This is a genomic window from Streptomyces sp. NPDC031554, assembly GCF_055580685.1.
Genome location: NZ_JBVIKX010000010.1, coordinates 212782 through 239256, shown reverse-complemented (window position 1 = coordinate 239256; position 26475 = coordinate 212782). Strand labels below are relative to the sequence as shown.

At 76.5% G+C, this 26475-nt stretch carries 22 protein-coding genes; 11 read left to right on the top strand and 11 right to left on the bottom strand.

The annotated features are described in order from the left end of the window. Window positions 1-12: 12 nt before the first annotated feature. Entirely contained in the window at window positions 13-417 is a 405-nt protein-coding gene (locus ACZ5FU_RS25370) for a PPOX class F420-dependent oxidoreductase (RefSeq protein ID WP_451530633.1), read from the bottom strand. 684 nt (window positions 418-1101) lie between these two features. Between ACZ5FU_RS25370 and ACZ5FU_RS25365 the strand changes: the two genes are divergently transcribed. Next, entirely contained in the window at window positions 1102-1452 is a 351-nt protein-coding gene (locus ACZ5FU_RS25365) for a hypothetical protein (RefSeq protein ID WP_468646719.1), read from the top strand. Between the two features lie 274 nt (window positions 1453-1726). On the opposite strand, the gene ACZ5FU_RS25360 is transcribed toward ACZ5FU_RS25365, so the two are convergent. Beyond that, the gene (locus ACZ5FU_RS25360; protein WP_451531372.1) at window positions 1727-2749 is read right to left on the bottom strand and encodes a zinc-dependent alcohol dehydrogenase; all 1023 of its coding nucleotides are present in this window, start codon (window positions 2747-2749) and stop codon (window positions 1727-1729) included. A gap of 89 nt (window positions 2750-2838) precedes the next feature. Further along, window positions 2839-3744 (bottom strand): universal stress protein, encoded by a 906-nt coding sequence (locus ACZ5FU_RS25355; protein WP_468839018.1) that lies wholly within the window; start codon window positions 3742-3744, stop codon window positions 2839-2841. Window positions 3745-4015: 271 nt separating this feature from the next. Here ACZ5FU_RS25355 and gap point away from each other — a divergent pair, with 271 nt between their 5' ends. Together gap and ACZ5FU_RS25345 are read left to right on the top strand one after the other, a co-directional pair. Then, the gene (gene gap / locus ACZ5FU_RS25350) at window positions 4016-5044 is read left to right on the top strand and encodes a type I glyceraldehyde-3-phosphate dehydrogenase (RefSeq protein ID WP_451531370.1); all 1029 of its coding nucleotides are present in this window, start codon (window positions 4016-4018) and stop codon (window positions 5042-5044) included. A 159-nt stretch (window positions 5045-5203) separates the two neighbouring features. Next, complete coding sequence (locus ACZ5FU_RS25345; RefSeq protein ID WP_451531373.1) at window positions 5204-6913, top strand: sensor histidine kinase; 1710 nt, start codon at window positions 5204-5206, stop codon at window positions 6911-6913. 240 nt (window positions 6914-7153) lie between these two features. Here the strand turns inward: ACZ5FU_RS25345 and ACZ5FU_RS25340 are convergent, their stop codons facing one another. Then, entirely contained in the window at window positions 7154-8146 is a 993-nt protein-coding gene (locus ACZ5FU_RS25340) for an Acg family FMN-binding oxidoreductase (RefSeq protein ID WP_468839015.1), read from the bottom strand. Window positions 8147-8463: 317 nt separating this feature from the next. Here ACZ5FU_RS25340 and ACZ5FU_RS25335 point away from each other — a divergent pair, with 317 nt between their 5' ends. From ACZ5FU_RS25335 to ACZ5FU_RS25320, 4 genes are all read left to right on the top strand, one after another. Beyond that, the gene (locus tag ACZ5FU_RS25335; protein ID WP_468647013.1) at window positions 8464-9387 is read left to right on the top strand and encodes a universal stress protein; all 924 of its coding nucleotides are present in this window, start codon (window positions 8464-8466) and stop codon (window positions 9385-9387) included. A 227-nt stretch (window positions 9388-9614) separates the two neighbouring features. Further along, window positions 9615-12305 carry a bifunctional acetate--CoA ligase family protein/GNAT family N-acetyltransferase gene (locus ACZ5FU_RS25330; RefSeq protein WP_469046683.1) on the top strand — a complete coding sequence of 897 codons (2691 nt, stop codon included), beginning with the start codon at window positions 9615-9617 and terminating at the stop codon, window positions 12303-12305. A 12-nt stretch (window positions 12306-12317) separates the two neighbouring features. Further along, window positions 12318-13049: a CBS domain-containing protein gene (locus ACZ5FU_RS25325; RefSeq protein WP_468839008.1), complete on the top strand. Its 732-nt coding sequence runs from the start codon at window positions 12318-12320 to the stop codon at window positions 13047-13049. 68 nt (window positions 13050-13117) lie between these two features. Further along, a complete protein-coding gene (locus ACZ5FU_RS25320; RefSeq protein ID WP_468839005.1) occupies window positions 13118-13624 on the top strand; it encodes a flavodoxin domain-containing protein in 507 nt (168 codons plus the stop codon). Between the two features lie 120 nt (window positions 13625-13744). Here ACZ5FU_RS25320 and ACZ5FU_RS25315 read toward each other — a convergent pair whose 3' ends face one another. Further along, window positions 13745-14470, bottom strand: a complete 726-nt coding sequence (locus tag ACZ5FU_RS25315; RefSeq protein ID WP_451531112.1) for a dienelactone hydrolase family protein — start codon at window positions 14468-14470, stop codon at window positions 13745-13747. A 158-nt stretch (window positions 14471-14628) separates the two neighbouring features. Then, window positions 14629-15234 (bottom strand): Rv1733c family protein, encoded by a 606-nt coding sequence (locus ACZ5FU_RS25310; protein WP_469046681.1) that lies wholly within the window; start codon window positions 15232-15234, stop codon window positions 14629-14631. A 317-nt stretch (window positions 15235-15551) separates the two neighbouring features. Between ACZ5FU_RS25310 and ACZ5FU_RS25305 the strand changes: the two genes are divergently transcribed. Next, window positions 15552-16619: a zinc-dependent alcohol dehydrogenase family protein gene (locus ACZ5FU_RS25305; protein WP_469046679.1), complete on the top strand. Its 1068-nt coding sequence runs from the start codon at window positions 15552-15554 to the stop codon at window positions 16617-16619. Window positions 16620-17031: 412 nt separating this feature from the next. On the opposite strand, the gene ACZ5FU_RS25300 is transcribed toward ACZ5FU_RS25305, so the two are convergent. From ACZ5FU_RS25300 to ACZ5FU_RS25280, 5 genes are all read right to left on the bottom strand, one after another. Next, a complete protein-coding gene (locus ACZ5FU_RS25300; RefSeq protein ID WP_451531109.1) occupies window positions 17032-17697 on the bottom strand; it encodes a CBS domain-containing protein in 666 nt (221 codons plus the stop codon). A 144-nt stretch (window positions 17698-17841) separates the two neighbouring features. After that, window positions 17842-18297: a cyclic nucleotide-binding domain-containing protein gene (locus ACZ5FU_RS25295; protein WP_468647002.1), complete on the bottom strand. Its 456-nt coding sequence runs from the start codon at window positions 18295-18297 to the stop codon at window positions 17842-17844. Between the two features lie 772 nt (window positions 18298-19069). Then, the gene (locus ACZ5FU_RS25290) at window positions 19070-19600 is read right to left on the bottom strand and encodes a flavodoxin domain-containing protein (protein WP_451531107.1); all 531 of its coding nucleotides are present in this window, start codon (window positions 19598-19600) and stop codon (window positions 19070-19072) included. Window positions 19601-19605: 5 nt separating this feature from the next. After that, window positions 19606-20142, bottom strand: coding sequence for a universal stress protein (locus tag ACZ5FU_RS25285; protein WP_451531106.1), 537 nt, complete (start codon window positions 20140-20142; stop codon window positions 19606-19608). 249 nt (window positions 20143-20391) lie between these two features. Next, window positions 20392-21129: a CBS domain-containing protein gene (locus ACZ5FU_RS25280; protein ID WP_469046677.1), complete on the bottom strand. Its 738-nt coding sequence runs from the start codon at window positions 21127-21129 to the stop codon at window positions 20392-20394. Window positions 21130-21554: 425 nt separating this feature from the next. Here ACZ5FU_RS25280 and ACZ5FU_RS25275 point away from each other — a divergent pair, with 425 nt between their 5' ends. The 3 genes from ACZ5FU_RS25275 to ACZ5FU_RS25265 all read left to right on the top strand — a co-directional run bounded on the left by ACZ5FU_RS25275 (window position 21555) and on the right by ACZ5FU_RS25265 (window position 26222). Continuing rightward, window positions 21555-22433: a universal stress protein gene (locus ACZ5FU_RS25275; protein ID WP_451531104.1), complete on the top strand. Its 879-nt coding sequence runs from the start codon at window positions 21555-21557 to the stop codon at window positions 22431-22433. 169 nt (window positions 22434-22602) lie between these two features. Then, entirely contained in the window at window positions 22603-24993 is a 2391-nt protein-coding gene (locus ACZ5FU_RS25270; RefSeq protein ID WP_469046720.1) for a glycoside hydrolase family 65 protein, read from the top strand. Window positions 24994-25241: 248 nt separating this feature from the next. Beyond that, complete coding sequence (locus ACZ5FU_RS25265) at window positions 25242-26222, top strand: Acg family FMN-binding oxidoreductase (RefSeq protein ID WP_451531103.1); 981 nt, start codon at window positions 25242-25244, stop codon at window positions 26220-26222. Window positions 26223-26475 lie beyond the last annotated feature (253 nt).

Genomic DNA, 26475 nt, shown 5'->3' with positions numbered 1-26475 from the left:
GCCCCGGGAGCCTCAGAGGCCCCCCACCACCTTGCGCGCCCTGATCCTCACGACGACGCGGTCGGCGTCGTCGGCCGAGGCCGGGTTGAAGTCCGCGTACTGCTTGCCGGTGTACTTGACCGACAGCTCGTCGATCAGTTCGCGGGCGCCTTCGGTGGTCGTCTCGGCGGTGCCGCGGACCTCGGCGTACGTGTACGGCGACTCGGCGGGCTGCACGACGAAGGTGACCCGGGGGTCGCGCACGAGGTTCTTGTACTTCCGGCGGTCGACGGTGGTGGAGAACAGCACGTCGTCACCGTCCCGCTTCACCCACACCGGCGACACCTGCGGGCTGCCGTCGGGCTGGATCGTGGCGACGGTGATGAAGACGGGCGAGTCGAGGAGGGCCCTGAGGCTGTCGGACAGTTCGGCGGGCATGGTGGCCTCTCTGCTGATGGCTGATGGTGAGGCGGCCCCTGGACGACGGGGCCGCACGCGTACCCGATAGATACTGCGCCGACGCGCCGGCCGGCCCGGGTATTCGTGCCCGCGCGAGTCGCCCGGACCGCGCCCGCTCCCCGCGGGGTCGTCGACGCGGTCGACGGGCGGGTGCCCGCCGAGGACGGCGCGGCAGGGGGGGCCGGGCCCGTACGCGGTCAGGGGCTCGTCCGGCGGCAGCCGGGGCACGTGGGCCGGGGCGCGTCCGTGGGCTCGTGGCCGACGGCCGGAACCACGGGGTGGCCCCGCATCCGGCGCGCGGTGGTGACCTCCCGCCGGCAGCGGCGGCGGAGCCCCGGGTCCCGCGCGAACCCCCGGCGGACCACCCCGAGGCCGCGGGCCGGCCGCCACGGGTGTGCGAGAGGCTGACGGCGCCCGTGGCCCGTCCGCCGATCCCGGCGGACGGCCGGTGGCCCCGACGTCTCGCGGGTCCCCGGGACGCGGCGGCGCACGGGCAGCGGTCACGCGCGGAGCGTGCCCCGCCCGACGATCGCATGCCGGGCGACCGGGGCGATCGCCGTACGTGCCGGGCGACTTGGCCCAGCGGCCGGGCCGAGAGGCCGGTCCGCGGCCGGGCGCGCGGATCGATCGCACCACCGGGTCCGTCGGCCGTAGGCTCCCCGCATGCAGCAATCCGAGATCATGCAGCGTGTCATCGGCATCCTCACCGAGGCCATCGAGATGAAGCGGCAGGTCCGCGAGAACCCCGACGCCGACGTCGCCCTCACCGGGGCCGTCTCCGCGCTCCTGGCGGAGACGCTGCCGCAGGTCAGCCTCCCGAGGGACGCGACCGCGCAGGAGACCATGGAGATCGTCACGGCGGCGCTCGGGCCCGCCATCCTGACGCTGGCCAACTGCTTCTCCTACGCCTTCGTGCACCTCGGCGAGGTGCACGACGAGGGCCGTCCCGACACCTCGACCGCCGACGTGCTGCGCTCCCTCTCGCTCCGGTTCGCCCGGCACGACGAGGCCTGACGCGGCCTGACGCGGCCTGACGCGGCCGCGGGGGGCGGGGGGGGGGGGGGGCGGCGCCCCCCCCCCCGGGGGGGGGGGGGCCCCCCCCCCCGGGGCGCCCCCCCCGGGGCGGGGCGGGGGGGGGGGGCCCGCCCCCGCGCCCCCCGCGCTGCACCCCCCCCGCGGGCCGCCGGCCCCCCCCACCGCGGCCGCCGGCCCCCCCCCGCCCCCCCGGCGCCGCCCCCCCCCCCCCCCCCGCCGCGGGGGCCCCGCGGCCGCGGGCTCGGTGCCGTCGTCACCCACCCGCGCCGAGGTCGAAGACGATGCGGGCCTTGACCTGGCCGCGCAGCACCTCGGCGATGGAGTCGTTGACGGAGGCGAGGGGGCGGGTCTCGTAGATGACCTCGGTGCGTCCGGCGGCGTGCAGCCGGAAGACCTCGGCGAGGTCCTGGCGGGTGCCGACGATGGAGCCGATCACCGAGGTGCCGTTGAGGACGGTGTCGAAGATCGGCACGCGGACCGTGCCGTGGGCCGGCAGGGCCACCATGACCAGCTTGCCGCCGCGCCGCAGCCCGGCGTTGACGGCTTCGAAGGCCGCGTCGTTCACCGCGAGCGCGATGGCCGCGTGGGCGCCGCCGTGCCGCTTGAGCACCTCGCCGACGTTCTCCGTCCGGGCGTCGATGACGATGTCCGCGCCGAGGTCCCTGGCCAGCTGGAGCTTGTCGTCGGTGACGTCGATCGCGGCGACGGTGGCACCGGCGATCTTGGCGTACTGCACGGCGAGGTGGCCGAGCCCGCCGACGCCGGAGACGGCGACGAGCTGGGCGGGCCTGACGTCGGCGACCTTGAGCGCCTTGTAGGTGGTCACGCCCGCGCAGGTCAGCGGCGCGGCCTCCAGGGCGGTGATGCCCTCGGGCACCGGCTGGGCGAAGTCGGCCCAGGCCAGCATCTTCTCGGCGTACCCGCCGTCGCAGCCGTAGCCGGTGTTGACCTGCTGCTCGCACAGGGTCTCCCAGCCGGACAGGCAGTGCTCGCACCGTCCGCAGGCCTTGCCCAGCCAGGGCACGGCGACCCGCTGCCCGACGGAGAGATGGGTGACGCCCTCGCCGAGCTTCTCGACCAGGCCGACGCCCTCGTGACCGGGCACGAACGGCGGCTCGGGCTTGACCGGCCAGTCGCCGTGCGCGGCGTGGATGTCGGTGTGGCACAGCCCGGACGCCTCCACCCGGACCCGGACCTGGCCCGGACCGGGCTCGGGGTCCGGACGCTCCTCGATGACCAGGGGCTCACCGAACGCTCGGACGACCGCTGCCTTCATGGCTTCTTCTCCTCTGTGCTGTCTGTGCTGTCTGTGCTGTCCGCCGGGTGCCGGCGTGGGCCGTCGGCGCCGGCGTGGGCCGTGTGGCGTCAGGAGTGCGCGACGACGGCGACGGGGGCCGTGGAGTGGTGCAGGACGGCGTGGGTGACCGGGCCGATGTGGGCGCCCAGCGGGTTGCGGCGGATCCGGCGGCCCACGACGACGAGGGAGGCCTCGCGGGCGGCGTCCAGCACGCGGTCGGCCGCGCTGCCCGGCCGGGAGATCTCGACGACCTCGACGTCGGGGTGCTTCGTGCGCCAGGGGCGCAGCACCTCGGCCAGCGCGGCGGCCTCCTGCCGGCCGAGCTCGGCACCCATCTCGGGCGCGGCGGGCAGGCTGTAGACGTAGTACGGCGCCAGCGTCCACGCGTGCACCACGTGCAGGGCGGTGCCGCGGCGGCCGGCCTCCTCGAAGGCGAAGTCGAGGACGGCGTCGTCGGGCTCGGCCACGTCCAGGCCGAGCACCACCGGCCGGTGCGGGGCCGCCGCGGACGGAGCGCCGTCCGGGCCGACGGCGTGCTCGTCGGCGGCCCGCTCCCCGGCCCGGACGAGCACCACCGGGACGTCGGTGCGCGCGACGGCCGCCAGGCCCACCGAGCCGACCAGGAAGCCGCCGAGCCCGCCGAGGGCACGGGAGCCGAGGACGAGCAGCTCGGCGTCCTTCGCGGCGTCCGCCAGCACGTCGGCCGGCGTGCCGGTCGTCTGCCGCTGCGTGATCTCGACTCCGGGGTGGCGCACCCGCAGCCCCTCGGCCGTCTCCCGCGGGATGCGCTCGCTCCAGTGGGTCTGCGTCTCGGCGCCGAGCAGCGGCGCCTGGGCCATCGGCTCGGGAACCGGCTGCCACACGTGGACGAGCGTCAGCGGCAGGCCGCGCAACCCGGCCTCCCGTGCCGCCCATTCGGCGGCGGCGCGGCTCTCGGCCGATCCGTCGATACCCGCGACAACAGTGCGGACCATGGTGTTCTGCCTCCTGGACTGGGCTCCTGTCCCCAGCATGCGCGGCGGCGGCCGACGGGAGCAGGGGCCGCAGGTCCCCGGCACGGGCCGACCGGCCCCATCGTCCCGGCACCGGACGGCCCGGCCGGGCGTCCGGCCCGCCCGCGGCAGGGCCGAACGGCCCGCCGCCGCTCCCCCTACGGCCCAAGACCCGCCCCGCCCGCCGACGGGAGGCTGGCACGGCGTCCGGGGAGCACCGGACGGGGACGACCCATCGGGGAGGACGACGGACATGACCGTACGCGTGGGGATCAACGGTTTCGGCCGCATCGGACGCAACTACCTGCGGTGCGTGCTGGAACGCGCCGAGGCGGGCAGCGGCACGCCCGTGGAGGTGGTGGCCGTCAACGACGTGACCTCGCCGGCGGCGCTCGCCCACCTGCTGACGTACGACTCGACGTACGGCCGCCTGGGCCGGCCCGTCGAGCACGACGACGCCTCGCTGACCGTCGACGGCCACCGCGTGGCCGTGAGCGCCGAGCGCGACCCGGCCGCCCTCGCCTGGGGCGACCTCGGTGTCGACGTCGTCATCGAGTCGACCGGCCGCTTCCGCACCCGCGAGCAGGCGGGCCGGCACCTGGCGGCCGGCGCGCGCAAGGTGCTGCTGTCCGTGCCGGGCAAGGACGTCGACGCCACCGTCGTCATGGGCGTCAACGAGGGCACGTACGACGCTGCACGCCACCACGTGGTCTCCAACGCCTCGTGCACCACCAACTGCGTGGCCCCGATGGCGAAGGTGCTCGACGAGCACTTCGGCGTCGTCAAGGGGCTGATGACCACCATCCACGGCTACACCAACGACCAGGTGGTCCTCGACGGCCCGCACAAGGACCTGCGCCGCGGCCGCAGCGCCGCCGTGAACATCATCCCCACCAGCACCGGGGCCGCCCGCGCCGTCGGCCTGGTCCTGCCCGAGCTGGCCGGCACCCTCGACGGCAGCGCCGTGCGCGTCCCGGTCGAGGACGGCTCCCTCACCGACCTGACCATGGTCCTCGAACGTCCCGTGACCGCGGAGGAGGTCAACGCCGCCTACCGGGAGGCCGCCGACGGACCGCTCAAGGGCGTCCTGAGGGTCTCCGACGCCCCGATCGTCTCCCGCGACGTCGTCGGCGACCCGGCCTCCTGCGTCCTGGACGCCCCGCTGACCCAGGCCCACGGCGACCTGGTGAAGGTCTTCGGCTGGTACGACAACGAGTGGGGCTACACCAACCGTCTGCTCGACCTCACCGAGTACGTCGCCGCCCGTCTGCCCCGCGGTTGAGGACCGCCTCGGCAGGCCTCCCACCACGACGAAACGATCCCGTATCCTCCTCTGGCGCCGACCACTACCGTGGTGGGCGAGGCGAAGCGGTGACACCGCCGCCACCGGCGGAGGACGGGAGGAGCACGGGTGGGAAGCCCCGAGGGGGAGCAGGCCCGGATGAGGCTGCCCCAGCTGCGGCTGGACGAGCTCCTGGAGGAGTTGCAGGCCCGTCTGGACGCGGCCCGCGGAACCCGGGACCGCGTCCACAGCCTGCTGGAGGCGGTGCTCTCGGTGGGCCGGGAACTGGACCTCGAGCAGGCGCTGCACAGCATCGTCGAGGCCGCCGCGGCCCTCGTCGACGCCGAGTACGCCGCACTGGGCGTGATCGGCCCGGACGGGCGCCGGTTGTCGGCGTTCCACACGGTCGGGGTCGACGAGGAACAGATCGCGCGCATCGGCCACTACCCGGAGGGCCACGGCATCCTCGGGGAGCTGATCCGCCACCCCGAGCCCCTGCGCCTCGCGAAACTCTCCGAACATTCCGCGTCGTACGGCTTTCCGGCGAACCACCCGCCGATGAACTCCTTCCTCGGCGTCCCCATCCGGGTGCGCGAACAGGTCTTCGGCAACCTGTACCTGACCGAGAAACGCGGCGGGCTGCAGTTCGACGAGGAGGACGAGGCGGTGCTGTCGACGCTGGCCGTCGCGGCGGGCGTCGCCATCGACAACGCCCGGCTGTACGAGGAGTCCCGGCTGCGCGAGCGCTGGCTCCAGGCCAACGCCGAGATCACCCACCGGCTGATGTCGGGCGGCGAGCAGGGCGACGTCCTCGGGCTCATCGCCGAACAGGCGCGGGAGATCACCGGTGCGGCGCTCGCCGTGCTGGCGATCCCGATGCAGGGCACCGACTCCCTCGCCGTGGAACTGGCCATCGGCCTGGAGGCGGAGGTGCACCGGGGCCTGGTGCTGCCCCGGCAGGGCAGCCTCATCGGCGAGGCCTTCGCCCAGGACGCACCGGTGACCAGCGCGGACATCGCCCGCGACGACCGCACGCCGGCGGAGCCCCCGCGGTTCACGGGGCTGGGGCCGGCCGTGGCCGTCCCCATCGGCTCCGGCGAGAGCGCCCGCGGTGTGGTGCTGCTGGTCCGGGAGACGGGCGGCAACGAGTTCAGCGAGAAGGAGATGGCGCCGCTGCGGGTCTTCGCCGCCCAGGCCGCCGTCGCCATGGAGCTGGCCGAGCGCCGTCAGGACGCCGAGCAGATCGTGCTGCTCGAGGACCGCGACCGGATCGCCCGGGACCTTCACGACCTGGCCATCCAGCGGCTGTTCGCCACCGGTATGACGCTGCAGAGCGCGGGCCGCTTCATCGAGCACCCGGGCGCCTCCGAGCGGGTGCTGAGGGCGGTGGACGACCTCGACGAGACCATCAAGATCATCCGGTCGACGATCTTCGGTCTGCGCACCCGCGGCGACGAGGCGGCACCCGGCCTGCGGGCCCGGGCGGTCCGCGTGGTCGGGGAGGCCGCGCCCGTCCTCGGTTTCGCCCCCGGCGTCCGCATGGAGGGACTGCTCGACACCCACGTGCCCAAGGACACCGCCGACCACATCGTGGCCGTCCTGTCCGAGTCCCTGACCAACATCGCCCGGCACTCCGGCGCCGACCGCGCCGAGGTCGTGCTGGAGACCGACGGCAACGAGGTCCGCCTCACGGTCACCGACAACGGTGCGGGCATACCGGCGGAAGGCCGCCGCAGCGGTCTGACCAACATGGCGGAACGGGCCAGGAAGCTCGGCGGGGACATGGAGCACGCCGACCGGGAGGGCGGCGGCACCGAGATCGTGTGGCACGCCCCGGTGCGGGAGCCGCGGAAGCCGGCGGCCGGCTGACCACGACCCGACGGCGGGCCGGCCCGGACGGACGTTCCGGGCCGGCCCGCCGCGTCGTCGGCGCGGGGGACGGGAGCCCCCGCCGCCCCTCCCCGCCGTGAGGGCGGTTCCGCCGGCCTCCTCCTCCGAGTGCCGCCGAGTGTCGGCCTCCCGCTCCGCGCGCCGGCCCCGCGCACCGCCCCGGCGTTCTCCCGGCCTCCCTTCACGGCCCCGGCGGCCCGTCCCCGCCGACCCGGCGGATCACGACGGCGTCCCGTGCGCGTCGTCCATGACCTCCCCCGCCGTACGGCGCGGCGACGCCGGTCCGTCGGGACCGTATCCGAGCCGGATCACCATCTGCGCGTGGCCGCGCCGCTCGTCGCCGAGCGACCCCAACCGCGCGCGCAGGTCCGGCCATTCCAGGGCCTGGTGCAGCAACGAGGCCCGGGCGCCGTGGGCGGTGGCCGACAGCAGGACGTGCTCCAGGGCCTGGCCGGCGCGCAGCCAGTCCGCACGCCGGTCGTGCGCCGTGGACAGCAGGGCGATCCGCGGGTGCGTCTCGTACGGGCGGGCCGCGAGGACGGCCGGGTGCCGGTGGGCGCCGAAGTCCCGCATCGGCACCTGGTCGAGGAAGTCCTGGAAGCCCAGGACCCCCTCCCGCATGCCCACCGCCGAGGGTTCCGCGCCGCGGACCCAGTGCCGGCTCTCGGCCGCCCGGTCGGCGTCCGCCGTGTTGCGGCGCTCCGCCTCCCGCGTGAGCCGCAGGACGTGGCCGGTCTCCTGCGACCCGGGGAAGCGCAGGAAGGCCCCCTCCGTCCGGGCCGCCTCGGCGAGCCCGGCGAGGAGGTACCCCGGCAGGGGCCGGTCGGAGAACGGGAACCGGCTGCTGTGCCGGCGCCACACGGCGTCGTACAGGCCGGGTGTCCGGGTACCGCGGGCCGACCGGGCGAGGCGTACGGTGGCGAGGAGGTCCGGCCGATCGGGCCGGGGCAGCAGGCGCGTGACGGGTTCGTGGCCGTGACGGGCGGCCGCCACCCGCAGGTTGAGGACGGCGCAGCCCACCGAGAGGTGCAGGGCGCGGCCCGTGGGGTCGAGATGGCGCAGTCCCCGTTCCGTGGCGGCCAGGATCTCCACCGTCCCGGTCTCCGGGACGTACCGGAAGCGCCAGGGCTGGGTGTTGTGGACGGAGGGCGCCGCCGCGGCGGCGGTGACCAGCCTCTCCAGGACGGGAACATCGAGAGTCGTCGTGCTCATCGGAACTCCTTTCCGGCCCGCACGCGCCGGAGGCGGTGCCGGTCGTCGTCCTGGCTCAGCGTGACGGCGGAGGAACGCGTCGGCCAGGGGCCGGGTGGCCCCGCCCGGTTCCGGACGGCCCTTTCCGCCGGCCGGCCGCGGCGCACCGGACCGCGCCCGCCCCCGCCGTACGCCCGCCGCCGAACGGGCCCTTGACCGGGGGACGTTCAGCCCTTCGGCCGCGGCCCTTCGGCACTCGGTGGGGGACGGCCCGGCACAGCAGAGTGAGCGGTGTCCACAACCGGCCGGACCGGCCCCTCATCCAGGAGACGCACACCATGTCCCGTACCGTCACCGTAGGTCTCGACGGCTCCCGCGAGAGCCGGGCCGCCGCCGAGTGGGCGGCAGGGGAGGCGCGGCTGCGCGCCCTGCCGCTCCGGCTCGTCCAGGTCTGGGAGCCCCTTCCGGAGCCCATGGCGCGGGCCGTCCTGCCCGCCACCGAGACCGGACCGCACTGGGCCGGGAGGATCCTGCGCGAGGCCGCAGGGGAGCTCCGGCTGCGGCACCCCGGTCTCGAGGTCCGCACCGAGCAGCTCTCCGGCGGGCCGGCCGAGGCGCTGCGCCAGGTGGCCGCCGACGCGGAACCGCTGGTCCTCGGCTCGCGCGGGATGAGCGGGCTCGGCGGCTTCCTGGTCGGGTCGGTCGGCCTCTCCGTCGTGGCCCACGCCGAACAGCCGGTGGTCCTGGTCCGCGCCGACGCGGCCGCCCCCTCACCCGCCACCGCGCCCACCCCCGGACCCGCTGCCGAACACGCCGACGAGCGCGGCGCGGGCGACGCGCACGGGCCCGTCGTGCTGGGCCTGGACACCGGCCGGCCGAGCGAGGAGCTGATCGGGTTCGCCCTGACCGAGGCGGCCCGCCGCGGTGCCCCCGTACGCGTCGTCCACGGCTGGAGCCCGCGGCCCGCCTACGCCTACGCGCTGTCGGTGGACCCCGGCTTCCACGAGATGCTCGACCGGTACGAGTCCACCGCGCTGACCGAGATGCTCCACCCCTGGCGGGAGAAGTTCCCCGAGCTGGAGATCGTGGCCGAGTCCCGGTACGGCAGCCCGGCCGCACAGCTGGTCGAGGCGTCCCGCGACGCCCGGCTGGTCGTGGTGGGCCGCCGGATCCGCCGCGGACCCGGCACGCACATCGGCCACGTCACCCACGCGGTGCTGCACCACTGCACCGCTCCCGTCGCGGTCGTCCCGCACGACTGAGGAACCCGGCCGCCTCCGGGGAGCCGGCCCCCTTGGGACGCCCGTCGCCCGGAGCGGCCCGGCTCCCGGCCCGTCGGCCGCCCGCCTCCCCGGCCCACCGGTTCCCCGGGCGGCGGCGAAGGCGAAGGGGACCGACCGGCCCCCCGACCGGCCCCCGACAGCCCCTGGGCCTCCCCCGTGCGCCGCCCGACGATCGACGTAGCGACGAAGCCCCCGAAGGAGCCCCGATGACGGACGACCTGCTCAGCCGGCCAGGAGTCCACGCCCTGCTCGCGGACGGCACCACCGTGCGCGTCCGTCCCGTGCTGCCGGGCGACCACGACCAGCTGGAGGGGCTCCACCAGGAGGTGTTCCCGCGGAACCCGCGCCGCGGGGCCCGCGGGGACGACGACCGGTACGCCGCGACGGCCGCCGACCGGGCCTGCGCCCCCGCACGGCCCGGCCACCGCGCCCTGCTGGCCGAGGCGCGGGGCAACGTCCTCGGCCTCGCGCGGTACGCGGCCGACGGCGCGGCCGGCGCCGCGGACCTCTTCGTCGCCGTCGCCGCGGGCCTCCACCACCGGGGCGTGGGCACCCTCCTCGTCGAGCACCTCGTGTCGGCGGCCCGCTCGGACGGCATCACCGCCTTCACGGCGGACGCGCTCGGCGAGGACCGGGAGGTCCTGCGCCTCTTCGCCGACCTCGGCCTGCGCGTCGACCGCCGTCAGCAAGGACCGGACGTCCGCTGCACCGTCGCCCTGGACGAGGACGACGCCCACCTGTCGGCCGTCGAGGCGCGGGACCGGGTCGCCGGCGTCGCCGGCCTGGAGCCGCTGCTGCGGCCCAACGCCGTCGCCGTCGTCGGCGCCGGAAGCGTCCCCGGCTCCGTGGGGCGGGCCCTGCTGCACCACCTCCACGTGGGCGGTTTCACGGGGCGCCTGTTCGCGGTCGACCCCGGCGCCACCTCACTGCTCGGCGTGCCCTCGTACCCTTCCGTCGACTCCTTGCCCACGACACCCGACCTCGTGGTGATCGCCGGGCCCGCCGCCTCGGTGCCCACCGTGGCGGAACAGTGCGGCAGGGCCGGCGTACGGGCCCTGGTCGTCGTCACGCCGGGGCTGGACGAGGACCGGGCCCGCGCCCTGCCGGCGGTCTGCCGCACCCACGGCATGAGGGTGGTGGGCCCCGACTCCCTCGGCGTCTCCAACACCGAGCCGCGCCTGTGCCTGGACGCCACCTTCGCCGCCGGCCGTCCGCTGCCGGGGACCGCCGGTCTCGCCGTGCAGTCGGGAGGCGTCGGCATCGCGCTGCTGGAAGGCCTGTCGCGGCTGGGCATCGGCGTCTCCACCTTCGCCTCGCTCGGCGACAAGTACGACGTCAGCGGCAACGACATGCTCCAGTGGTGGGAGAGCGACGGCCGCACCGACCTCGCCGTGCTGCACCTGGAGTCCTTCGGCAACCCGCGCGCCTTCTCCCGTACCGCGCGGCGCGTCACGCGCCGCATGCCGGTGCTGACCGTCGACGCCGGCCGTACCGAGGCCGGCCGCAGGGCCGCCGCCCCGCACACCGCCGCCGCGGCCGGCCGCACCCTGACCCGCCGGGCCCTCTTCACCCGGGCGGGCGTCACCGCCACGCACTCGATCGGCGAACTCCTCGAGACCGCCGCCCTGTTCCACACCCAGCCGCTGCCCGCCGGCACCCGCGTCGCCGTCCTCACCAACGCCGGCGGAGTGGGCGTCCTGACCGCCGACGCCTGCGCCGAGGCAGGACTCGTCCTGGCCCGGTTCGGTCCGCGACTCGTCGACGACCTGCACGCCGTCCTGCCCGCCGGAGCCACCGCCGGCAACCCGGTGGACACCACCGCGGCCGTCACCGAGGCCGAACTGCGCGCCTGCCTGGAACGGCTCGTGCGGGACCCGGCGATCGACGCCCTGCTGGTGGCCCTCGTCCCCACCGCGGCCACCGAGACCACCGGCGACGAACTGCTGCGCGCCGTCACCCGGGGACCGGGCCGGCGGACGCGGCCGGTCGCCGTCGTGCGCCTGGACCAGGCGGTGCCCGTCACCCTGCTGCCCGCCGGCGACGCCGGCGTCCCCTCGTACGCGGAACCCCGGGCGGCGGCGCGCGCGCTGGCCCACGCCGCCCGGCGCGCGGCCTGGCTGCGCCGGCCGGAGGGCACCCTCGTGGACCCCGACGGGATCGACACCGAACGCGCCCACGAGATCGCCGCGGCCCACCTCGCCGTCCACCCGGACGGCGGCCTGCTCGACCCCCGCACCCGTGCCGACCTCCTGTCCTGCTACGGCATCCCCCTGACGTCCTGGGCCTGGGCCGAGACGGAGGACGACGCCGTGCTCGCCGCCGGCCGGCTGCGCGGCCGCGACGGCCGGGTCGTCATGAAGGCCCACTGGCCCGGAACGGCCCGCAGGAGCGGACGACGGACGGTCCACCTCGACCCACGGGGCGAGGACCAGGTGCGGGCCGCCTTCCGCGACCTGGAGGCGCGCTTCGCCGGACCGATGACCGGCGTCGTCGTGCAACCCCTCGCCGAGCGCGGCACCGAACTGTACGCCGGCGTCGTCCAGGACGACGTCTTCGGGCCGCTCGTCCTGTTCGGACCGGGCGGCACCGCCGCCGAGGTGCCGCCCGACCGGGCCGCCCGGCTCGCCCCGCTCACCGACCACGACGTGCACGACCTGATCACGTCCCCGCGCTGCGCCCCGCTCCTGCTCGGCGCGCACGGCGACGGCCCCGTCGACCTCGGGGGACTGCGGCAGCTGCTGGCGCGGCTCTCCCGGCTGGCGGGCGACCTGCCGCAACTCGCCGAGGCCCACCTCGACCCGGTCCTCGCGGGACCCGGCCCGGTCTCCGTGCTCGACGCGCGGGTCCGGCTGCTGCCGCGCCGGACCCACGACCCCTTTCTGCGCAGGCTCCGCTGAGGAGGCAGGACCATGCGAAACGCCCAGGTCGCTTCGGTGATGACCACCGACGTCGTCCGAGCCGAGTACGGCACCCCCTTCAAGGCCGTCGCGCGGCTGCTCGCCGAGCACCGCATCGACGGGCTGCCGGTGGTCGACGAGCACGACCACGTCATCGGTGTCGTCTCCGCGTCGGACCTGATGACGCGCCAGGGGCGGACACCCGTCCTCCGCCGGGCCGCCCGGCGCGCCGGACTCCCCGCGCTCACGCCCGGTGCCAGGCGGCGGGCGGTGCGGGCGAGGGCCCGGACCGCCGGACAGCTCATGACCGCGCCGGCCGTCACCGCGCACGCCGACGACACCGTCGTCCAGGCCGCCCGCACCATGGCCCGGCGGCGCGTGGAGCGGCTGCCGGTGCTCGACGCCGAGGGCCGGCTGGCCGGCATCGTCACCCGGCACGACCTGATGAGGGTCTTCCTGCGGTCGGACGCCGATATCCGTCGGGAGGTGATCGAGGAGATACTGGTGAAGGCGCTGCGGTCGGCGCCCAGGAGCGTCGACGTCTTCGTCACGGAGGGCGTGGTCACCCTGGACGGCCGCATGGAGCGCAGGAGCGAGACGGAGATCGCCGTGGCCATGGCCCGGCGGACGGACGGCGTGGTCGGTGTGGTCGACAGACTCACCCACCGCAGGGACGACACACGGCCCCGGTCCGACGCCCGGGGTCCGCACGGCGTGGCCGACGCACGGCCGCGACGCGGCTGAGGGACGTACCCGGGGGGTGTGCCCGAAGGACGCGTCGCGGGGACGCACCGGAGAGGAGGCGGATCACCATGCCGGACAACGTGCTGGTCGCCTACGCGACGAAGAACGGCTCGACGGCGCAGATCGCTCAGGCGGTCGCGGAGACCCTTCGCAAGGACGGACTCGCGGCCGAGGCCCTGCCCGCCGGGTCCGTGACGGACGTGGCGCCCTACGACGCCGTGGTGGTCGGCGGCGGACTGTACGCCGGCCGCTGGCACAAGGACGCCCGTCGCTTCGTACGACGCCACCGCCGGGCACTGACCGGGCGCCCGGTGTGGTTCTTCAGCAGCGGACCGCTGGACCCCTCGGCCTCCGAGCGGGACATCCCGCCCGTGCGCGGCGTCCGGCGCGCCATGGACAGGCTCGACGTCGACGGGCACGTCACCTTCGGCGGACGGCTGGAGGAGGGGGCCGAGGGACGCGTCGCCCGCATGATCGTCCGGTCCGGGAAGGGCGGCGACTTCCGTGACTTCGCCGCGATCGAGGCATGGGCGGAGGGTGTCGCGGCGGCCCTGCGCGACCGCGGTGACCCGTAGGGAGCGGGCCGGTGCGCCCGCGGTGCCCGTCACGGTGACGGGCACCGCGGGCGCACCGGTACGCGCGCGTGCGGGCGGACGGGCGTGCGCGTCGGACCGGCCGGCGGGCCCGGCGGCCCCTCACGCCGCGCCGGGGCGCGGGGCGCGGGGGTCCGGCCGGAGCAGACGGCCGGTGAACCAGTCCAGGCCGAGCGCCGTCGTGGTGTTCAGGGCTCCCGGTTCGGTGAAGGCGTGCGTGGCACCGGGGACCACGGCGACGCGGTGCTCGCAGCGCATCCAGTCCGCCGCCACCCGGTTGCGGCCGAGCACCCGCGTGTCGAGACCGCCCACGACCAGGAGCGTCGGGGCCGCGAGCGCGGCGAGCGCGGCCGGCCCGGCCAGGTCCGGACGGCCGCCGCGGGAGACGACCGCGCGGACGTCGTCGCCCGCGGCGGCCGTCAGAGCGGCGGCCGCACCCGTGCCCGTGCCGAAGTAGGCCACCGGCAGGGGGATCTCGCGGCGCAGCCACCGGGAGGCGGCGCGCAGCCGCCGGGCCAGCAGGACGACGTCGTGGACGTTGTGCGGGGTGCGTTCCTCCTCGGCGAGCAGGTCCAGCAGGAGGGTGCCCAGGTGCCGTCCGCGCAGGGCGTCGGCGAAGCGCTGTTCCCGCGGGCCGTGCCGGCCGGCGCCGCGCACCAGGACCACCGTCGCCCGGGGGGCGGCGGGAAGCCGGAGCCGTCCGTTCAGCCGTACCGGTCCGGCGGGCACCTCGACCCGCTCCCCCGGCGTCACGACGCCGGTGCCGTACGGGTCCCGCGGGGTGCGGGCCGGCCGCGACGCGGGGTCTCCGCGGTCGTCGTGGCGCATACGCCACCTCCTGGGGTGCGGCGGCGGTCGGCCGCCTCGGTCTTCGTCGCTGCACGCGGGCGAGAGCGCCACGCGGAGGCGGGCACCCCGGCCCGGGGACCGGTCGGTCCCTTCCGGGGGAAGAGGCCCGCGCGGAGCCGCGCGGTGCCCGCCCCCGGTCATCCGGTCCGCTGGGTCCACCGCGGGCCGATCAGCTCCCACTCCGCGGCCCACCGGGCCATCCGGTCCCGGTCGAGCCGCCACCGTGCGAGAGCGCCGGCGCCGAGGGCGGCACCGGCGACGGCCGTCATGGCGCCGGCACCGAAGAAGGCCGCCTCGACGACGCCTTCGGTGACGCCCGTCGGCCGCGGGGTGAGCGTGCCGCGGTCGTTCTGCCAGACCGTGATCCTCCCGCCGGCCCCGGTGCCCCTGTCCACCAGCGTCCGCCCGGTCCGCGAGGTGCCGTCGGGAGCCGTCCAGCGCACCTCGGTCCTCATCCGGTGGACGTTCCCGGTGTCCGTCGTGGCACGCGGTACGTCGGCGAGCACGACGGCCGTGACGGGGTGCCGTTCGGCACGCTCCCGGGCGGAGGCCTGGACGGCGGTGTGGGCCGTCACCGACCCGGCGAGGGTGCCCCCGACGAGCACGACCGCCCACAGCACCAGCATGATCCAGGACTCGACGACGTCCTCGCGGCGCCGCAGCGGATCGTCCCGCCCGCGCCACGGCATCCCCACGCGCCTGTTGCCGCGCATCGCCGACACCTCCTCGCCCGTTCTCGTCACTCTTCGACGGTGGCAGCGGAGGCGGGCGCGGGGCAGGGGCCGAGAGGGTGGTTCCCCCGGGCCGAACGGACCTGCCGCGGCCACGCCGGGGAGGCCGTCGGTCCCGGTGCCGCACGGTGCCCGCGGGCGGCGCCCCCGTCCGACGTTCCGGCCGGCTCCGCGCGCGGGGCCGTCCGGCCCAAGCGGATTCCGCGGCCATGGGACACGCTGGAGGGGTCGGGGGAGACAGACGCAGTGCGCGGGAGCCACGCTCCGCCCGCCGCCGGCAGCGCGGCGTTCCGGCTCCCGCCCCGGAGCGAGAACCCGAGAGGTGCGGCATGAAAGGCTACGTATTCCACGGTCCCGGACAGGCCGCCTGGGAGGAGAGGCCGGACCCCGGCATCAGGGAGGCCACCGACGCCATCGTCCGGGTCGACGCCGTCACCATCTGCGGCACGGACCTGCACATCCTCAAGGGCGACGTGCCCGAGGTGCGCCCCGGCACGGTACTGGGGCACGAGGCCGTGGGCGAGGTCGTCGAGGTCGGCGGCGACGTGCGGACGGTACGGCCGGGGGACCGGGTCCTGGTCTCCTGCATCACCGCCTGCGGGCGGTGCCGTTACTGCCGCGAGGCCATGTACGGCCAGTGCCGCGGCGGCGGGGGCTGGATCCTCGGCCACCTCATCGACGGAACCCAGGCCGAGTACGTCCGCGTCCCGTACGCCGACCTCTCCGTCCACCCGTTGCCGGGCGCGGTGACCAGCGAGGACGCCGTGCTGCTGGCCGACATCTTCCCGACCTCCTACGAGGTGGGCGTGCTCAACGGCCGCGTCCGTCCCGGGGACACCGTCGTCGTCGTGGGGGCCGGCCCCGTCGGACTGGCGGCCGTCGCCACCGCCCGGCTGTTCTCGCCCGAGCGGATCGTCGCCGTGGACGTGGCGGCGTCCCGCCTGGAGGCCGCCCGCAAACTCGGGGCCGAGACCGTCGCGGACGCCCGGGAGGCCCCCGAGCAGCTGGTCGCCGACCTCACCGACGGGCTGGGCGCCGACGTCGTCATCGAGGCGGTCGGCGTGCCGGAGACCTTCGAGATGTGCGCCCGCATGGTGCGGCCCGGCGGCCGGGTCGCCAACGTCGGCGTCCACGGCAGGCCGGCGACGCTGCACCTGGAAGAGCTGTGGATCAAGAACGTGACCATCACCACCGGCCTGGTCGACACCCGCTCCACGCCCACCCTGCTGCGGATGGCGGCCGCCGGCCGGCTGCCCACCTCCCAGCTGGTCACGCACACCTTCCCGCTCGACAGCATGCAGGAGGCGTACGACGTCTTCGGCAACGCCGCCGAGACCGGTGCGCTCAAGGTCGTGCTCGGCGAACAGCGGCACGACTCCGTGGCCGTGCGGATGTGACCGGGGTGAGGTTACCGGGGCGAGCCGGACCCGCGGGCGAGGCGGGTCCGGCTCGCCGGTGGTCGCGCGGATTCCGCGTGTCACCCGCCGGCTCCCGGCCCGCCCCCGCCGTCCGTCCCGACGCGCCCGCCCCGGCTCCCGAAGCGTTTGGCGCCCCCGCGGCCGTGCGGGGGACCGGACGGCCACGGGGGAAGGGGCCGTACGGCGTGGCGCCGGGTTTCCCCGGCCCCCGCCCCCGCCCCCCGCTCCGGTCCGGTCCGGTCCGGGGACGAGCATCGGCCGTGAACCGCCGCGCGGTCGCCGGCCGGAACCGAAGGCGCGGTCGCCTGGGGGAACCGACGGGGAGGACGTCATGACCCACCACCGTCATCACCGGGAACGCGTGGTCGTCGGAGCGGACGGCTCGGTCGTCTCAGTTCGGGACGCCGCGCGGGAATCCGCTCGAGAAGTCGCACTCGACGTCGACGACGCCCTCGACGGCGCGCACCAGACGGGCGGCGACGGGGACCAGGGAGGTGTCGCGGAGGTGACCGGTCAGAGTCACCACGCCGTCCTGGACCTCCACGCCCAGGGGTTCGGCCGGGGCGGGGAAGAGGACGGAGACGACCTCCCGCCGGACCTCCCCGGCGATGTCCTCGTCCGTCCGCAGGAAGACCTTCAGCAGGTCCGCCCGGCTGACCAGGCCGTCGAGGAGACCCTCGGCGCTGACCACGGGCAGCCGCTTGACCTTGCGCTGGGCCATGATGCGGGCGGCCTGGGCGAGGGTGGCGTCGGCGTGGACGGTCACCGCCGGGGTGCTCATCAGTTCCCCGGCGGTCAGTGCGCCGGCCTTGGCGAGGTCGGCCAGCCGGCTCCGCTGGGTGTACCGGTCGGGGTCGTCGTCGCGGAACTCCTCCTTCGGCAGCAGGTCGGCCTCGGACACCACCCCGACGACCCGGCCCTCGCCCTCCAGCACCGGCAGGGCGCTGACCTTCCACTCCTCCATGAGCTGGACGATGTCCTTGAAGCGCGCGTCGCGGCCCACGGCCACGACCGTGTGCGTCATGACGTCGCTGACGATGTGCGGACTGCTGGGCATGGTGTGCTCCTCGGAGTGTCGTGAGCGGGGTGTCGAAGGCACGGGGGGTGGGGGAGGGGCGCCGGCGGACCGGCGTGCGGGGCGGTGGCGGCGACCGGGTGGGCACGGCCGGGCGGCTCCGCCGGCCGACGGGGCGCCCCGGCCTCAGCGGCTCCCGCTGCCGTAGGGGGCGTACAGGTCGAGCAGGCGGACGCGGGCCGACTGCAGCCGGCGGGCGACGACCCGTCCGACCCACTGCGCGACCGCGCGGCCGAACTCCGGGTCGTCGGCGCACATCGCCCGCACGGCCTCCGCGTCGAACTCCCACGCGCGCACCGGACTGGTCGCCTCGGCGCCCAGCTGCCACACGTACGGCGGGAAGTGCCAGGACCAGCCGACCAGTTCGCCGTGACCGATCGACTCGATGACGGCGGGGCGACGGCCGGGCACCCGCAGGTCGAGGGCGACGGTCCCGGTCCTGACGATCCAGAAGCGGTCGGCGTGCCGTCCCTCCTCGAAGAGGCGGTCCCCCAGGCCGAAGGAGACCTCGCGGGCGTGGCCCATCAGTTGTTCACGGTGCTGGATCGGAAGTCCCGCGGCCAGAGTGGTGGAGGTCGTCATTCCGGTTCCCTTCTTGCCTCCGGCCGCAGGCGGCCGACGTGTGGGGCGTACGGAACGTGCTCGTGGCGCCGGCGGCGGGGCCGGACCGCGTCGTGCCGGACGCGCGGGCCCGGCGCCGACTCGCCACGGCAGTTCCGCTGATTCCAGACTGTCCCCGTCGGCCCGCGCGGGCCACGGGCCGCTCGACCCCGATGAGGGCCCTTCGGCCCAAGGGACGGACACCCCGGCATGACACCCGGGCACGACACCCCGGCGGGCGGGCGGGCGGGACGGCGAGGGCCGTTTCCCGGTGGCATCCGGGCCGGCCGGCCCAGGCGGCGAGGGACCGGGGGGAGTCGGCCGGAGACGGAGGAACGGCGACGGACGGGGAGGGGCGAGGAGGAATGGACACGGTTCTCGCACCGCGGCCCCGGAAGCGGCTCGCGCTGTTGGCGGCCGCCTCGGCGGGGGTGGTGTTCACGATCGCCGCGGCGGCCGAGGCGTCGGCCGCACGCCGGGCACGCCGTCGGGCGGCCGTGCCGCCGGCACCGCCGGATCGGCACCGGGAACGGGCGACCGGCGAACGGACGGCCCGCGAAGGGGCGACCAGTGAGCGGGCGTCCGGTGAGCGGGCGGCCCGCCGCGCACGGGTCACCTGCTGACCGCGTGTCGTCGACCGCGCGGCCGACGGCCCTCCTGCCCGCACCGTCTCCGTACGGGCAGGAGGGCCGGTCTCCGCAAGGAGAGGCGCTCCGGGGCCCCTCCCGGCCCCGGAGCACCCCGGCGGCGCCGGTCAGGCGGCCGGCGGACCGTGCGGCACGGCGCGCAGCGCGGCGGCGATCCGCGCCGTCCACGCGTCGACGGCGTCCCAGTCGCGGTGGTCGCCGTACCGGCCGCCCAGCAGGCGGAAGACGATCCGGCCCGTACGCGGCAGCCGGTCCGCGGTGACGACACCGGAGAACAGCCGGTGCTCCCGGTACCCGAGACCGGCCGGCAGCCCCTTCTCGATCACCGGCACTTCCCTGGGCCCCATGCGCCGCAGCGGTCCGCGCAGCGCGTCCGGCATGCCGACGCTGAAGATCCACACCGGCCGCGCCCGCAGCACGTCGAGGTTGTCCCGGAGGAAGTCCACGGCCGGGGGGAGCCAGTTCTGCCCGTGCACGGCGCTGCCCAGCACGAACGCCTGGTGGGCGCCGGCGTCGGTGACCTCGGCCAGGGACCCGGCCTCCGCCGGGATTCCCGCCCGCCGCAGGCCGGACGCGATCCGTTCGGCGATCTCCCGGGTGGAGCCGCCCGCGGTCACGTGGCCGACGAGGACGGTCACGGCGCTCACCCCGACGCGGCGTGGACGGGAGCGCGGGGGGTTCGCGCGCGCGGGCCCGCCCCGACCACCCTCAGCGGCGCCGACGACCGGGCGGGCACCACGGGCACCGCGACGACCGGAACGGGTGCGTGCCGCAGGCACTCACGGCCGACCGCGCCCATCACCGGGGCCTCGCCCTCCTCGTGCGGCGTGCGCCCCAGCGCCAGCAGGACGGCGCCGCGGGCCCGGTCCAGGAGCACCCGCGCGGCGGGCCCCTCGACCAGTTCGGCGTGCACGGTCACGTCGGACCGCCGGCCGAGCACCTCGCGCAGCGCGTCCGCCAGCCGTCGCGCGGCCGCGTCCCGCTCGGCGGCGGCGGTGGGACGCGCCGCGACCGGGGCGTACGGCGCGAACCCGGGCGCCGACGGCTCCCAGGCGTGCACGGCGACCACCTCGGCCCCCAGGACCCGGGCCTGCCCCGCGGCCCAGCGCAGAGCCGACGACGAGGCCTCGGACCCGTCGACGCCCACCACGATCCTTCCTGCGGTGACGATGTCGGTCATGACAGCCTCCCGGAGAGTTCTCGTACCACCACGGTGGCCCCGGCGGCCGCCGCACGGCGTGGGCCGGGTGGTTCCCGCCGGGCCGCCGATGGTCCCTCCCGCACCGGGCCGGGCCGACGGGCCGTTCGGCACAGGGCGCCGATCAGGAGCGGGGGAACCACGACCGCCCGCGCCCCGTCCCCGAGGACCGCCGCGGGGGCCCGTCGGCCGGGCGGCCGACACCCCCGCGGCGGCGGCCGGGGCGCGGGCTCAGAGCCGGCGCACCCAGTCGTCCGTGATGCCACGCAGCGCCGCCTGGTCGGCGGGCCGCAGACGGGAGTCGTCGAACCGGTACGAGAGGCGGTCGACGACCGCGACCACACCGTCGAGGCGGCTCGTCGTGTCCACCGCGACACGGATGTCGCTGCGCCGTTCCAGCTGGCCGGTGAGCGTGACCACACCGCTGCTGACGGAGGCCTCGACGGTGTGCGGCGCCAGCCACAGCGTGTCGCCGAAGACCCGCTGCTCCACCGCCCGGCGGATCTCGTCGTCGGGACGCAGGAACACCCGCAGCAGCTCGCGCCGGGTGACGATGCCGACCAGCCGGTCCTCCTCGTCCACCACCGGCAGCCGCTCGACGCCGTGTCCGGCCATGAGCCGGGCCGCCTCGGTGACGGTGGCGTCGGCGCGCACCGTGATCGCGGGAGCCGACATGACCTCGCCGGCCGTGCCGGCGCGGGCCCTGGCCGTGTCGCGCCGCACCCGCCGGCTCAGCCCGCGCAGCCGCTCCGTCCAGGAACCCCGGCCGCCGACCGGCGCGGCGGTCGCCTGCCGGAGCAGGAGATCCGTCTCGGAGACCACACCGACGACCTTCCCTTCCGGGTCGGTCACCGGCAGCCCACTGATGCGGTGCCGGTCGAGCCTGCGCACCACTTCCTTGAACGGCGTGCCGCGCTCGGCGGTGACGACGTCGTGGACCATGAGGGTGTCGACCCTGGTGGCCTTCATGGCTGCCTCTCCTCGAACGGTCGGGACGTCTCCGCGAGGAGGAACCGTGGGCCCCCCTCCGGAGCCTGTGCCCCCAGCGTCCCGCGGCGGAGGCACGGCCTCCAGGGTCCGAGCGGCCCCGACGCGGGGCCGAGCGGCCCCGACGCCGCCGGCGGCGGGCACACGGCTGCCCTCGGCGGACCCCGGGCGCCGTCGACGGGCCGGCCCCGTGGCCGGCGTCCCTCCGGCCGCCCCGCCGGCCGGAGGCCGTCCACGCCGGCCACGCCGACCGGGGCGGGGGCGACCGGGGCAGGGGCGACCGGGTGGGCCGACCGGCCCTTCGGACCACCCCTTCGCCCCTGCCCAGGCGGCGCACCGCGTGCGACGGTGGTAGAGAGGATTCCTGCCGCATGCGCGGCGCATCCCGACGGAAGGCGGTGAACACGATGACGGAACTGCCCCTGATCGTGGGCGTCGACGGATCGGATCCCGGGTTGGCTGCGGTCGACTGGGCCGTGGACGAGGCGGCCCGCCTGGGTCTGCCGCTGCGACTGGTCCACGCCTCCCGGTGGGAACGCTACGAGGGAGCCATGGCGTTCCACGGGAAGGAACGCCCCTCGGCGCAGGTCCTCGCGGAGCACATCGTGGCCTCCGCGGCGGAACGCGCCCGGCTGCGCGACCCGGACGTCAAGGTGTCGACCGCGGTCCTCACCACCGAACCCGTGGACGCCCTCCTGGACGAGGGCGACGACGCCGCCCTCCTGGTGACCGGCTCGCGCGGCCGGGGTGAGCTGAAGGGGCTGCTCCTCGGCTCGGTCGGCCTGGCCGTCGCCGCCCGCGCGCGCTGCCCGGTGACCGTGGTCCGCGGGGACGCCGCCGCCCTGGCCGGCACCCACGAGCGGATCCTCCTCGGGGCCGGCGACCCGGACACCGCCGGTGACGCGGTGCGCCTCGCCTTCCGCGAGGCCGAGGCACGGGCCTGCACCCTGGACGTCGTACGCGCCTGGCGCTGCCCGGCGCACGAGAGCGCCGACCGCCCGGCGCCGGACGACGACCGGGCCCGCGGGCACGAGGAGCGCGCCTCGGCCCTGCTCGACGAGATCCTCCGCGAGGCGACGGCCGCGCACCCGGCGGTCCGGGTGCGCCGCACGACGGTGGAGGGGCCGGCCGCCAAGGTGCTCGTCGACCGCTCGGCCGCCGCCGACCTCGTCGTCGTGGGCGCGCGGCGCAGGACCGGCCACGTCGGCCTGCAGCTCGGCCGGGTGAGCCACACACTGCTGCACCACGCCCGGTGCCCGGTGACGGTCGTACCGCGGCGGGTGTGAGGGCTCCCGTCCCGCCCAGGGGAAGGAGGCGGAGGAGACCGTGGCGCCGTCACCGGAACGGACGGGCCCGTCCCGCCGGCCCGGCACCGCGAGCGGACCGGCGGGCGGCGCACCCGGCACCGACGACACCGACGACCCCGTCCGTCCCGCCGGGGGACCCGGTGCCGCCGTGCCGGACGGGGTGTGGGAGTACCAGGGGTACGACCCCGGGCAGGAGCCGCTCAGGGAGTCGCTGTGCACGCTGGGCAACGGCTACTTCGCCACGCGCGGCGCGTTCCCGGAGTGCGCCGCGGACGGCGTGCACTATCCGGGCACCTACGCGGCGGGCTGCTACGACCGGCTGACGTCCGAGGTCGCGGGCCGCCGCGTCGAGAACGAGGACATGGTCAACCTCCCCAACTGGCTCCCGCTGCGGTTCCGGCTCGCCGGGGGAGACGGGGGAGACGGGGGAGAGTGGCTCACCCCGGACACGGCCCCGGTGCTCGGCCACCGTCTCCTGCTCCACCTCGCCTCGGGCCTGCTGGAGCGGCGCACCCGGTACGCCCTCGGCGACGGACGCGCGCTGACGGTGCGCCAGCAGCGGATCGTGCACATGGCGGACCCGCATCTCGCCGTCCTGCGCACAGAGTTCACCCTGGAGGAAGGCTCCGCCGACCTGGAGGTCGAGGCCGCGCTCGACGGCGGCGTCACCAACGCCGGGGTGCGGCGCTACCGCGATCTGGACGGCCGCCACCTCACCCACGTGCACACCGGAGGCCGTGCCGCGGACACGGTGTGGCTGCGCTGCCGTACCCGGACCTCCGACGTCCGCATCGGCATGGCGGCCCGCCTCACGTCGGCCGGCGCCCCGGTCGCCGCGCGGCACGAGCCGCGGCGGGCGGTCCAGGGGACCGTGCTGCGCCTGACCGCCGGGAGGACCGCCACCGTCGACAAGACCGTCGCCCTGCACACCTCCCACGACCGCGCGATCAGCGACCCCCTGGAGGCGGCGGTCGCGCGCGTGGGCCGGGCCCCCGGTTTCGACGAGCTGCTCGAGGCCCACCTGACGGCCTGGGACCTGCTGTGGCGCCGGGCCGACGTCGACGTCCCCGGCGAGCCGGGGGCCGTCCTGCGGCTGCACCTGTTCCACGTGCTGCAGACCCTGTCCCCGCACACCGCGGACCTCGACGTCGGGGTTCCGGCCCGGGGTCTGCACGGCGAGGCGTACCGCGGGCACGTGTTCTGGGACGAACTGTTCGTCCTGCCGTACCTCGACCTCCACTTCCCCGAGGTCTCCCGCGCCCTGCTCCGCTACCGCCACCGCCGTCTGGAGCAGGCCTGCTCGGCCGCGCGGGCGATCGGCCGGCGCGGCGCCCGCTACCCCTGGCAGAGCGGCAGCGACGGGCGCGAGGAGACCCAGCGCCTGCACCTCAACCCCCGTTCCGGGCGCTGGCTGCCCGACCACTCCCACCTGCAGCACCACGTCGGCTCGGCGATCGCCTACAACGTGTGGCAGTACTGCGAGGCCAGCGGGGACACCGAGTTCCTGCACACCAAGGGAGCCGAGATGCTCCTGCAGATCGCCCGCTTCTGGGCGGACTCGGCCACCTGGGACGAGCGCCTCGGACGGCACCGCATCCTGGGCGTCATGGGGCCCGACGAGTACCACGAGGCGTACCCCGGCGCGCCGGAACCCGGCCTCGACGACAACGCCTACACCAACGTCACGGCCGCCTGGGTGCTCACCCGCACCCTGGAGGTGCTCGAGGCCCTGCCCGAGCCGCGCCGGCGCGAACTGGCCGAGCGCACCGGCCTCGACGGCGGCGAGACGGAGCAGTGGGAGGACGTCTCCCGCACCCTGTACGTGCCCTTCCACGACGGCGTCGTCAGCCAGTTCGAGGGCTACGGCGACCTCGCCGAACTCGACTGGGAGGACTACCGGCGGCGGTACGACGACATCCGGCGCCTGGACCGGATCCTGGAGGCGGAGGGCGACACCGTCGACCGCTACAAGGCGTCCAAGCAGGCCGACGTGCTGATGCTCGGCTACCTGTTCTCCCCGGCGGAACTCCGGGCGCTCTTCCGGCGTCTGGGACACCGCCTGGACGACGACACCTGGCTGCGCACCGTCGACTACTACCTGGAACGCACCAGCCACGGCTCCACGCTCAGCGGACTGGTCCACGGCTGGGTCCTGGCCAGGGCCCGGCGCGCCGAGGCGTGGACCTTCTGCCAGGAGGCCCTGCGCGGCGACATCGCGGACGTCCAGGGCGGCACCACCGGTGAGGGCATCCACCTGGGCGCCATGGCCGGCACCCTCGACCTGGTGCAGCGCGGGCTGACCGGACTGGAGACCCGCGAGGGGGCCCTGTGGCTCGACCCGGTGCCGCTGCCGGAGCTCTCCTCGTACGGGTTCGCGCTGCGCTACCAGGGCCACTGGGGCGTACGGCTGCGGCTGTCGCGCGGACAGCTGGAGATCGAGGTGCCGCCGTCGGACCGCTCGCCCATCGACATCCAGCTCGCCGACCGGGCCGTGAGCGTCCAGCCGGGGGAGACGAGCCGCCTGATCCTCCCCGGCTGACCGCGTCCGCCTGATCCTCCCCGGCTGACCGCGTCCGGCGGAGCCCGCACCGGGACCGCCGGAGGGGCCCGGTGGGCCCACGGCGCGGGGGCGCCGCCGTCCCGGCACGGAGGGCCGGCCGGGACGCGCCCCGGACCGGCCGCGGCCAGGGTCGCCCGGCTGCCGCGGGGGACCTGCGGCCCCTGCCGGGAGACCGCCGACCGGAGCGATCCTGGGACCAGGAAGCTCAAGAAAGGGTGGCACCGCTCATGTCCGTCGTCAGCACGCGCCCCGGTCACGCCTCCGCCTATCTGGCCCGCGCGGCCGTCACCGCCCCCTCGCTCCACAACACCCAGCCCTGGCGCTTCGTCGCGCACGGGGACCGGGGCATCGAACTGCACGCGGTCGCGGAGCGGGGACTGCCCCTGGCCGACCCCCTGGGACGGGAACTGGTCCTCGGCTGCGGGGCGGCCCTGCTCAACATCCGGCTCGCCATGCTGCACCTGGGGTTCCGGCCCCTCGTCGACACCTTCCCGGACCCGCAGGACCTCGCCCACCTCGCCACGGTCACCTGGGGTGCCCACACCCGCCCGACCCCCGAGGAACAGAGCCTGTACGCCGCCCTGGGCAGACGGCACACCGCGCGCGGCCCCTTCCTGCCGCAGGCACCGCCCCCGGGCCTCCTGGAGGAACTGTGCGAGGAGGTCCGTCGCGAGGGCGCCGAGCTGCACGCCGTCGACGACAGCGCGGACCGCCGGCTGCTGGCGGAACTGGTGCGGGCCGGCGAGGACGCCCACCGCGCCGACGCCACGCTCGCGGCCGAGCAGGCCGGATGGACCTGGCGGCTCGCACAGCCCCGCGACGACGGCGTCCCGGCCGACGTCGGCGTCCTCCACCCGGACTGCACCACGCTCGCCGGACGGGACTACGCGGGCCTGACCGGCATGTTCCCCACGCCGCCCCGGCGGTGGCCGGCCCGGACCGGACGGGTGGTGCTCCTCGGCACCGGCCGCGACGACCCGGCCGCCTGGCTGCGGGCCGGCCAGGCACTGGAGCGGATGCTGCTGCGGGCGGCCGCCCACGGCGTCATGGCGGCCTTCCACACCCAGCCCCTCGAGGTGCCGAGCCTGCGCGGGCGGATCCGGCGGACGCTCACCGCCGGGCAGTACCCGCAGATGGTCCTCCGCCTCGGCCACCCGCCCTGCGTGCGGCCGCTGCCCCGGCGCCCCCTGGCCGACGTGCTCGGCTGACCGCGCCGTACCGGCCGGCGACGAAGGGCCGGGCGAGACCCCCGACAGGTCCCGCCCGGCCCTTCGTCGCGTCGCCGCCCCCTCCGGCCTCCCCGCCGTCCGTCCGCGCGGGAGCCGCGGCACGCCGGAGCCGGCCGGGGCGGGGGGGGGGGGCCCCCCCCCGGCCCGGGGGCGGGGGGCGGGGGGGGGGGGGCGGGGGGGGCCGGTGGAGGGCCCGCGCCGGGTGAACCTGCAGGGGGGCAGGCACAGCGGG